General features: G+C 47.0%; 8 protein-coding genes. 3 read left to right on the top strand and 5 right to left on the bottom strand.

The window, feature by feature from the left end; translation table 11 throughout:
* Positions 1 to 3: 3 nt before the first annotated feature.
* Positions 4 to 1,776 carry a methyl-accepting chemotaxis protein gene (locus tag AACZ19_RS15445; protein ID WP_339635374.1) on the top strand — a complete coding sequence of 591 codons (1,773 nt, stop codon included), beginning with the start codon at positions 4 to 6 and terminating at the stop codon, positions 1,774 to 1,776.
* 289 nt (positions 1,777 to 2,065) lie between these two features.
* Here AACZ19_RS15445 and AACZ19_RS15450 read toward each other — a convergent pair whose 3' ends face one another.
* The 5 genes from AACZ19_RS15450 to AACZ19_RS15470 all read right to left on the bottom strand — a co-directional run bounded on the left by AACZ19_RS15450 (position 2,066) and on the right by AACZ19_RS15470 (position 7,450).
* The gene (locus AACZ19_RS15450) at positions 2,066 to 2,584 is read right to left on the bottom strand and encodes a hypothetical protein (RefSeq protein WP_339635375.1); all 519 of its coding nucleotides are present in this window, start codon (positions 2,582 to 2,584) and stop codon (positions 2,066 to 2,068) included.
* Between the two features lie 110 nt (positions 2,585 to 2,694).
* Complete coding sequence (locus tag AACZ19_RS15455; RefSeq protein ID WP_339635376.1) at positions 2,695 to 3,192, bottom strand: hypothetical protein; 498 nt, start codon at positions 3,190 to 3,192, stop codon at positions 2,695 to 2,697.
* 828 nt (positions 3,193 to 4,020) lie between these two features.
* On the bottom strand, positions 4,021 to 4,737 hold the full coding sequence (locus AACZ19_RS15460; protein ID WP_339635377.1) for a DCL family protein: 717 nt from the start codon (positions 4,735 to 4,737) through the stop codon (positions 4,021 to 4,023).
* A complete protein-coding gene (locus AACZ19_RS15465) occupies positions 4,738 to 7,230 on the bottom strand; it encodes an AAA family ATPase (RefSeq protein WP_339635378.1) in 2,493 nt (830 codons plus the stop codon). It lies immediately after the preceding gene.
* Positions 7,223 to 7,450, bottom strand: a complete 228-nt coding sequence (locus AACZ19_RS15470) for a hypothetical protein (protein WP_339635379.1) — start codon at positions 7,448 to 7,450, stop codon at positions 7,223 to 7,225. Before AACZ19_RS15470 ends, AACZ19_RS15465 begins: the two co-directional genes overlap by 8 nt.
* 580 nt (positions 7,451 to 8,030) lie before the next feature.
* Here AACZ19_RS15470 and AACZ19_RS15475 point away from each other — a divergent pair.
* Both AACZ19_RS15475 and AACZ19_RS15480 read left to right on the top strand, forming a co-directional pair.
* Positions 8,031 to 8,579 (top strand): recombinase family protein, encoded by a 549-nt coding sequence (locus AACZ19_RS15475; RefSeq protein WP_339635380.1) that lies wholly within the window; start codon positions 8,031 to 8,033, stop codon positions 8,577 to 8,579.
* 348 nt (positions 8,580 to 8,927) lie between these two features.
* Positions 8,928 to 9,251: a hypothetical protein gene (locus tag AACZ19_RS15480; protein ID WP_339635381.1), complete on the top strand. Its 324-nt coding sequence runs from the start codon at positions 8,928 to 8,930 to the stop codon at positions 9,249 to 9,251.
* Positions 9,252 to 9,257: the final 6 nt, after the last annotated feature.

Below are 9,257 nucleotides of genomic sequence, written 5' to 3' on the forward strand. Positions count from 1 at the left end.
ATCATGAAATTCCTCTATAACCTCAAGATTGCCAAAAAGCTGACGCTCAGCTTTGCCTTGCTTGTGATTGTGACCGCCGCGATGGCTGTCGTCGCATTTTCCTCGATCTCGGAGATTGAAACGGCCGATAAAAATGGCCGGGCAGCAAGTGAGCTGCAGACAACATATCTGAATTTTCAAAAGTCCTTTCTGGAACAACGCCAGGCGCTGCTGTATTTCCTCCTGACCGGGGATCGCACCGGCCTTGCCAAATTTGAAGAGTTAAACAAGACGACGGACCAACTCCATACCAAGCTTTCCGAACTTTCCGTCGGGAATGACACTTTCGCCAAGCTGGTCACGGACTTCACTCAGTTTTATCAGCAATGGAAAGACAAATACGCCAATGTGCAGGTCGGCCTGATGCGCAATTATCTGACGGTCAACCAGGCGCGCGCGATAGAAGTATCCGGCGAGCCGGAAGCGGTGATTGCCAAGATGGGCGCCATCGTCCAGACTCTGGGAACCGGTATCGACGAAATCCTGTTCCAGTCCCATGCACAACAGGCTGATGCCATCAGTAAATTCACCGTTTCCATCATAACGGCGCTGGTGGCCATGGTTGCAGCTTCGTTTGTCTGCGGAATCCTGCTGACACGGGCAATTGCAACGCCAATCGGTCGTATGACCGGACGGATGAGCGATCTTGCCGATGGTAAGCTTGATATCGAAATTGACGGCGCCGAGCGGAAGGACGAGATTGGCGAAATGGCCCGCGCGGTTCTTGTTTTCAAGGAAAACGCCATTGAGCAAATTCGCCTCGAAGACGAGGCGAAGCGCACCGCCGAGGAACAGGAAAAACGCGAACTGGCAGAGCGCGAACGCGACGCCAAGCGCGAAGCCGACGAACGGGCGCGCGAACAGGCCGAAAATACAGCCCGACAGGAACGCGCGGAGAAAATTGCCAACCTGATCCAGGCCTTTGAAGGGCGGGTTCAGGAAGTCATGGAGACTGTTAATTTCGCAACAAATGAACTTCGTGTGACTGCCACATCCATGACGGATACTGCCAATTCCTCACAGCAGCTGTCGGAAGCCGTTGCTATGGCATCCGAGGAAGCATCAACCAACGTTCAGACCGTTGCCGCCGCCGCCGAAGAACTGACCTCCTCGATCAACGAGATCAGTCGCCAGGTGCAACAGGCGAATAACGTTTCAGAACGGGCCGTCAATGAGGCCGCCAGCAGCACACAATCAGTGACAAGGCTTGCGGAAACAGCCAAGAAGATCAGCGACGTGATCAATATGATCAATGATATCGCCGGACAAACCAACCTTCTTGCCCTAAACGCGACCATTGAGGCCGCACGGGCAGGGGAGGCCGGCAAGGGCTTTGCCGTTGTCGCGTCCGAGGTCAAGAGCCTTGCCACCCAGACGGCACGGGCGACGGACGAGATCAGCAGCCAGATCAACGATATGCAAACGGCAACCGATGAAGCAGTATCGGCGATCGGCAATATCGATGGCGTGATTAATACGATCCGTGAAAGCACCGTCAGTATTTCCTCCGCGATCGAGGAACAAAGCGCCGCCACCAACGAGATTTCCCGGAACGTCCAGGAAGCCTCCAACGGAACGACGCAGGTTTCTTCCAAGATCGGGGAGGTGTCGCTCAAGACGGGCGAGACCGGCGCCGCCGCTTCGCAGGTTCTTTCAGCATCAACTCGCCTGGAAGAACTGTCGGGCAACCTTCGTCAGGATATCGAAGCCTTCCTGAAAGAGGTCCGCGCCGCCTGAACGGCACCGCAGAAATAGATCACGCAGACAAACGGTCCGGACATAAAATCCGGACCGTTTTTTATCTGCTGCAACATCAGAAACGTCACCTTTACTTCTCATCCGGCAGTCGTCAAAAAATCCGCAGCGCTATATGTGTCGTCGATCCCATCACTCAGGAAAACCACGCTTTTGCTGTTCCGGGTGCGACGCGTTAGAATGGCACTGTAGGACTCAGACGCATATCAATTGCGCGCTTTTTCCACGGACGAAATTTAGAAGACTGGTATGAAAGCGCAACGGGTCGGGATCACATCAGTGCAAATAATAGTGGGACTGGTGCGACTGAACAGAGAACAACCAATGTAAACGACCAAAACCCAAAAAGTCCCGACCTTGCAGCGATAAACGCCAAACCGCCACCGCCGCCCAGCAACGTGTTCCCAGGTAAGTTGATTGCCATCGCTAGCAGTATATACCTGTTTCTAACTAGTTTTTCGCCGAACGATTTTGGCAGCTTTCGGGCAACGAACATCGCTCGATCCTGCGCCTCAGTTTCTTCGATGTCAAAAACAAGGTCAGCGGCCTTGGTCAAACCGAGCCAACGCAAGAAGTTACCAAGACTGTCTGCAGGCACAAGACGCGCAATGCAGTAAGACAGAATGAGAGCACCTACCATGCCACCATAAACAAGTGGTGCCGCTTTCCCGCCAAAGACAAGAAGAAGTGCGAAGCCAATTTCAGCGCCAGGGACAAATGGGATCGCTGCTGCCAGAATGAATAGAATGAGGGCGCTCATTACAATGCGATGTATCATTGGTTCGTGCATGGGCCGCATCTCTGGGATGATAACGTTCTGCAGAGCATCACCTAATATCCACCCCCCTAGAAGAAGGAAAGTGTAAAGCGCCAACGCCCTCCGGACGGTCCAAAGGTATTTCAGAAGCGTGCGCACAAGGGATTATCGTCTAAGTTCGCGATGTCCAAATTTTTCCTGATTGCTTCAAGAGAAACAGCTTTTTCAGAGGATGATGCCATGCCTCGAAACGCAATCTCACGGCGCGAGGTCCAGTACCAGCGGCGGCGTTCCCACTGGATTGAGACCACTATCGATCCGTCTTCGCGCACTAGACCTTGATAGTCAAACTGCCCACGGCTTTCGCTTTTCAAAATGCCCGTAAAGGTAATGCCGTCTTTCGTCAATTCGGAACTGTAGGAGCCTGGCAGGAAGCCGCAGCGTCGGCAAATATCAGACCAGAAATGCCCATCGCTAAAATGAAGACTGTCCGATAAATCCGGCTTTTCTTCAGGGCCGATTTTACCTGTGAACACCCTGCCGTCCAACAACTCTTCGGCGCTTAAACTCTGCGCAGTTGATAGAAACAAAGACAAGACCAAAGACAGCACCAACACGATGTGTTTTGACAATTGCATCATTAGGGGCCCGAGCGAAATACTCTTCAATAAATAAGAGGACGTATTTTTTACCTAATTCTAATAAATGTCAAACTGAGCGGGCTTCACGTGCACGCGTTCTGGTCCGAGAATGCTTACTTGAACATGGAAATTGACATTGTCACATTAACTTACGGTAGGCGCAATGAAACCTCAGTAGAATTTCTAGGCAGCTTTGATTATACGAGAAAATCCATTACTTCGCCTTCGCTATCAACAGCTCGCCATAGCCAGTGTTGTTTTCCGCGCATAACGATGACCATTTCTTCCAGATGCCAGATATCATTAGGAGTAGGGCGGCAAGGTTTAAGAGTTCTGGCTATTGGTTCGCCAAACTTCAGAAACCAGCGTTGAATTGTTTCGTACGAAATATCCAACCCACGTTCGGCCAGCCAGCAGACCTTCTAAGTTCCAATAACTCAAAGTAAACCTAGCATAAAACCAAACTATATTATGAAGCGAGGATTTTACAGAGATTTAAACACGCATAAAATGAATAAGCTATAAAAAAGCACCGTTCATATAAAAATGGCGGAGGGTCGGGGAAACGCCGCCATTGCGTCAACGCATTGATATTACTGTGCTTTGATAACAGCTTTGTTGATCAATGTCTCACTTACGTGTCACACTAATAAATCATAAACCCACAAGTAACAACACAAGAAGTGTCAATAACGTGCATGATCGCAATGACTGACCCCAAACGACACTGCTCTGCAATCTGCATAAACCAAAGCCAAATTTTATTACTAATTACAAATGATTTGTGCCTTAACGCTGCGTTCTACAAAGAGTGGTAGCACAAAAATCCTACCTATTTAAATTGACGCGCGTTAATTTCAATCGATTACGGCTAGATTGTGCGAGGTTGATACTGCTCTTAACAAAATCTAGGCGTGCAACGTTTGTATGATAATCCCGAAATGCCTCTGCCATATCCTCGTCTGTAACTTCAGGAGAGACTTGATCATCCCGTCCTTTACTAAGAGGTACATCATTAAGTGATAACCCTTTTGATGCTAGAAATGTAGTCACGATTACCTCGAATGTCATCGGCGGCCTATGATCCATATGGGCTTGCTCTCGAGATATACGCTCTCCTGTCTCTGCACAGGCTACGAAGCCTGCCTCATCAGCATGCGCGGCAAAAAATTTATCTCTAGCGGCGTATAAGTCGTAACGAATAGCCCAACGTAATGCATTGCTAACTTCTTGTTTTCGGCTAGGAGGTCGTTGAGAAATACAATGTGGATATGAGAAATCAGTTCCAGTGCCATCTAAACGAACAATGCGAAAGCATTTTGTTCCATGCCCTGTCATCATGATTTCAAAGTGACTGATACCGCATCCCACCTTCTCAGCATATTCTGTATGCCGTTCAAGTAACGCAGAGAGATCAAGACTATCATCATTGTTCACACGGTCGCCTGATTGATAGCGGTTTAAAATTTCCCTGAAAAAAGCGGTCGCATCGCCCTTTTTATCGAAGGTTCGAGTTGCCAGTTCAACAGGTTGTCCGCGTGCCATCTATGTTTCCTCTTCTGCAGCGTCAGCAGCTACAAATTCGAACTGTGCTTCGCAATTCCTGTAGGCGCAAATAGGTTTAGCAAGCCCATGCGGACGTTTAAATTTCCTCCGTTCACATCGTGGGCAAACAAATTGATTTTGAAATTCTTTGAACTCCGCCCAACGTGCCTTCTCGTCCCCTATTGAGCCATCACCATATGGCGCATCGGAGAAATGACTTCCAAAGTTTTCAATTTCACCTTTCTGAAGGCTCATCAAGAAACCGTTATTGACGCCCGCAACTAATTTAGGTTTCAGTCCTTTTTCGTTTACAAATCCAGCAATCGCCGACGCTAATTCACTACGATCATATGAATAGGGTCTCTCTAAAGGTCGTATGCGTATACTGACAGCGAATTCACGACAAATGCGAAGCAACCATTCCTCCTCAGCCTGTCGTATTTCATTGGCCGCAGTCACGCCCGCACCCCAGCGTGCTTCGATCATGTCATCGGTTACTTTATGGTCCGCAAATAACGGGCCGATCTGAGGGTCAAAGTTCACAATTCTCATAAATTGCCAATACTTGGCTTCAAGTTGATCCTTCAAATAAATGAAAAAGCGTTCGTCATGGGATACAACGATTGTCTGACAACTGCTAAACTCCGTGGCAATCAGACTAGCAATTGCACGTCGATGGTCGGCATCATACGACGTAACAATGTCGTCCAGTGCCATGATCGGTGCTGCCTTATTGAATTGCTTAATGGCCGTCATGCGCAGAGCCAAAGCAACCGAATGAATTTGGGAATCACTTAAATAACCGCTTGGCTGTACGGCCATTCTGTTAGCAGCAAAGTCAATCACTAGGTTTAACCGCTGTTGGTTGGCATCATCTTCAGCGGGCAATTCCAAACGAATGGGGGCTGCATACTCACCTTGTATTTGACGATAAATGTTATTCATCGGGGCTTGTAACGTATCAAGAAGCGCCTGAACTTTCTCACGGATCTTAGTTGATATGAAGGTGGCTTGTTTTATTAGAGCATCAGAGAGTTTTTCCAACTCACATTTCGTTCTAACAGCCAGAGAAAATTTTGTTTGTAATTTAAGAAGTTGGTCAATTTTATCTTTTGCTTTTACGTAGGTGTGGTCACCTTGCTTGTTTACTATTGCTGTAATATTTTCATCCAAGTCAACCAGCAGAGCTTCAATTAAAGCTGTCAAGGCTCCCGACTCCGGCACGTCACCATCTGACCAAGCAGCAATATCAGTGAGGTAGTCTACAAGGTTTAATTTAAGTGCTTCATGATCGTCACCTAGTAACGTCGGCAGGCCCGGTAAGGCAGCAATCAACTGATTATGTGCAAGTCTTGCCGCTTCAGTAGCATCATCGTACGCCTTCTTCGCTGCCGCATAGTCAGCCAACTCTAACAAATGAGTGTGCAAGTGCACTCTAATGCCTGCCTCTCCGCCAGCCGCGGTGTCGATCAATGGCGTAGTGCAGATCGGGCAGATTTCAGGGCTTTCAGTGTCCTCGGCGAACAAAGGCTCAGCCACTTTCCAGATATCCTGAAAGACTGCATTCTTCGCTTTGCTACGCTCGCTTGCCTCGGTCAATTTTGTTTTTTTCAGGTCCGCTACCGCCGCTTCGAATACGGGGATTAGCCCACTTATCTTTATTTCATTAGTTTCTTCGTCCTCGGTCTCATTAAACAGACTAGCTGCCGTCGCACGAATATGCCGAAGATTGGCAAGGCCAAGTCTAGTTGCTTCAGCTTCAGTACGATTAGCCACTTCAATATAATTTGCATTTAACGAATCTAACTCATCTAATTCTAATGTATCATCTAGAGGGGCTATGACTTCTTTATTGACATATTCAAGGACCTTATCCACCTCCCAAGAAGTGACCAAATTATCCGTTTCTTTCGCCAACTGGTTATTTAGCTCCTGCAAAGCAGAGGTATCTATAGCCATAGCTTTTACTTGTTGTCGCAAGGCACGGAGATTCTTTTGAATATCAACCAAAGGTCCAAGTTGAAGCCAATTGGCAACATCCGTATAACGTTGTTCTGGCTTATGATTCTCAACAAACTGACGAAGAGCATGACCACGAATAATTGGACTGACTGTAAAATGAGAGCCTACAGTTGTGGCGCAGTCAGGCTGCAAACGCTCTCCGGGACCTGCTTCCCGCATACCATTCAAAACTAACTTTCCTCTCTTGAAGGCAATTGATACTTTTGGAGTGATATTTTTCTCTACTGCTAGATTATGGGCAAGAGCGGCTACTCCAGCTTGATTGTTGATAGTTCGCTTCCCCAGCCGTTCGAGAGTGCCATCTTCCGAAAACATAAACTCCAGAGAATCAATCAAACTCGACTTGCCTTTGCCATTAGGAGCAAAGAGTGCCAAGCACCGCTTCTGACTGAAATCGAAGGTCTTAGGTTCAAGAAAGGCCCTAAACCCGTGTAGTGTTAGTGACTGAATATTATATGTGTCGTCAGCCATCCGCTTCCTCTTTCTTAAGAGGAGCCGCTCGGGCATTAGCAAGAGCGATAATGGCCACCTTAGACTGTTCTAAGGCGTCATCAGCGGGAAGGGTAGTAAGCAGATGCTTTTTTAAGATATCAACTAGATTGACGTCTACATCTTTTTGACACGCCAAGTCTTTACCTAGTCCCACTAGAAACGCAGCTGGTGTTTCCTCAACATTATCTTCTTCAGCCATTGCTCCACCTTCTCATAAACTCTAAGAATATACACAACACACGCTAACAGAGAAATATTAAAATATAACTCCTTCAAAAAAGGGCATGCTTGCTATCTTTACATTTGAGATACAACACCTTTAGTCGCAATGGATGACGCACTGGTAATTCAAACACGCATACGACTAATCAAATTTTTTTGAAATAAAATAAATTAGTACTATCAATTGATCTAAACCGGCTCATCAATTTTTCCCATAAATTGGAATAGTATTGCGAGCGCCTGCATCAATACTTTCGCTCTTCGAATTCCCCCATACCCCGCTCGACCCAATATGGTTTCATTTAACCATTTCAGAACGGCCAGAGAGACTCATTGGCGGGAATTATGAAAATTTGGAAGGGGGAATGATATTTTGAGCCAAAGCCTCTCAGGGCTGCTCTAAGGGCGATTGACGCTTGTTTCATTCCCATTAGATCTTGCTCTAATGAGACTTTCACATCGCGCCTTTTATTAGTCTCATATAAATACAATTTGACATATGAGACTATATTCTCACATAATCTTATATCTATTGATACATAAAAGGATATCAGATTATGAAGGTTGGCTACGCGAGAACATCGACACTTGAACAGGTCGCGGGTTTTGAAGCCCAAATTGATGAGCTCGGAACTCAGAATTGTCAAAAGATATACAAGGAGCAAGTATCGTCTGTAGAACAGCGTCAGGAGCTCTCACAGGCCCTTGATTTCCTCCGAGAGGGTGACACCCTAGTCGTGACGAAATTGGACCGCCTAGCACGCTCTATGCGGCATTTAGGGGAGATTGTAGAGACCATCAGAAATAAGGGCGCTCACCTCCAAATTTTAAACCTTGGGGTTGATACAAGCAATGCCACTGGCGAGCTCGTCTTAAACCTCCTAGGAGCCGTCTCGCAATTCGAGCGGCAAATCATGCTGGAGCGGCAACGTGAAGGCATAGCTAAGGCCAAAGGGGAGGGGAAGTATAAGGGAAGAAAAGCTACAGCTCGAGCAAAGACCGACAAGGTACTGGAGTTAAAGGCACAAGGCGCCAGCGCCACAGCTATAGCTAAAGACCTTGGGATAGGCAGAGCGTCTGTTTATCGTATTCTTAAGAAGCCTTAGTCTGCTTCACTCACCTGATCGGTGGCAATCGCAAAGTTATAATTCGTCGCCATAAACTAACCTTGATAACATGGTATTGCAGTTACTCAATTAACAAGAGAAGACCAACTAATGGGACATCGACAAAGAATTTTTAGCTCGTGCTTCACGGCACTTCTTATGATGCTGTCGTCAATCGCATCAGCCCAATCTAATTTGGACAGCAAAGATATTACACAGGCGCAAAAGGCATTCAATGCCGATGGATTTAGCTCCTATGGTCAATACCGATGGGACAACCCCTTGTGTGAACCAAACGATTACAATCAGAGCCTTGGGCGGTGTGTGGGGCAATATCAGGACGTAAGATTGTCAATTTATCCTGCAAAGGACGCCTATCCAGCAGGAGATTATGGGCACGCATTCATTCACGGAAAGGTAAAATTTACTGTTACAGACATTCAATATGGAGAAGACCATAAATGGATCGGAAGCACGAAATATGGAGAAGTCTACACTATTGAGGAAGGCTATATATTTCTTCCCAAAACGTCCTTCCCTCCACATGTAGTCTTCTCTAAAGAATGCGAAAGCATAAGGGTCGAACTTATAGAAGGGACAGCGGAGATAGTTCAGTCCGTCATAGAGAAGTGGTCCTGCTTTCTTGACCAGTTAGCAGCAAGAATAAGATGAATCTGT

It is taken from the genome of uncultured Sneathiella sp., assembly GCF_963973085.1.
In the GTDB taxonomy this organism is placed as follows: domain Bacteria; phylum Pseudomonadota; class Alphaproteobacteria; order Sneathiellales; family Sneathiellaceae; genus Sneathiella.

Coding starts and splice junctions, on each gene's coding strand:
- AACZ19_RS15445 (WP_339635374.1), top strand. CDS start 4: ATGAAATTCCTCTATAACCTCAAGATTGCCAAAAAGCTGACGCTCAGC.
- AACZ19_RS15450 (WP_339635375.1), bottom strand. CDS start 2,584: ATGCACGAACCAATGATACATCGCATTGTAATGAGCGCCCTCATTCTA.
- AACZ19_RS15455 (WP_339635376.1), bottom strand. CDS start 3,192: ATGATGCAATTGTCAAAACACATCGTGTTGGTGCTGTCTTTGGTCTTG.
- AACZ19_RS15460 (WP_339635377.1), bottom strand. CDS start 4,737: ATGGCACGCGGACAACCTGTTGAACTGGCAACTCGAACCTTCGATAAA.
- AACZ19_RS15465 (WP_339635378.1), bottom strand. CDS start 7,230: ATGGCTGACGACACATATAATATTCAGTCACTAACACTACACGGGTTT.
- AACZ19_RS15470 (WP_339635379.1), bottom strand. CDS start 7,450: ATGGCTGAAGAAGATAATGTTGAGGAAACACCAGCTGCGTTTCTAGTG.
- AACZ19_RS15475 (WP_339635380.1), top strand. CDS start 8,031: ATGAAGGTTGGCTACGCGAGAACATCGACACTTGAACAGGTCGCGGGT.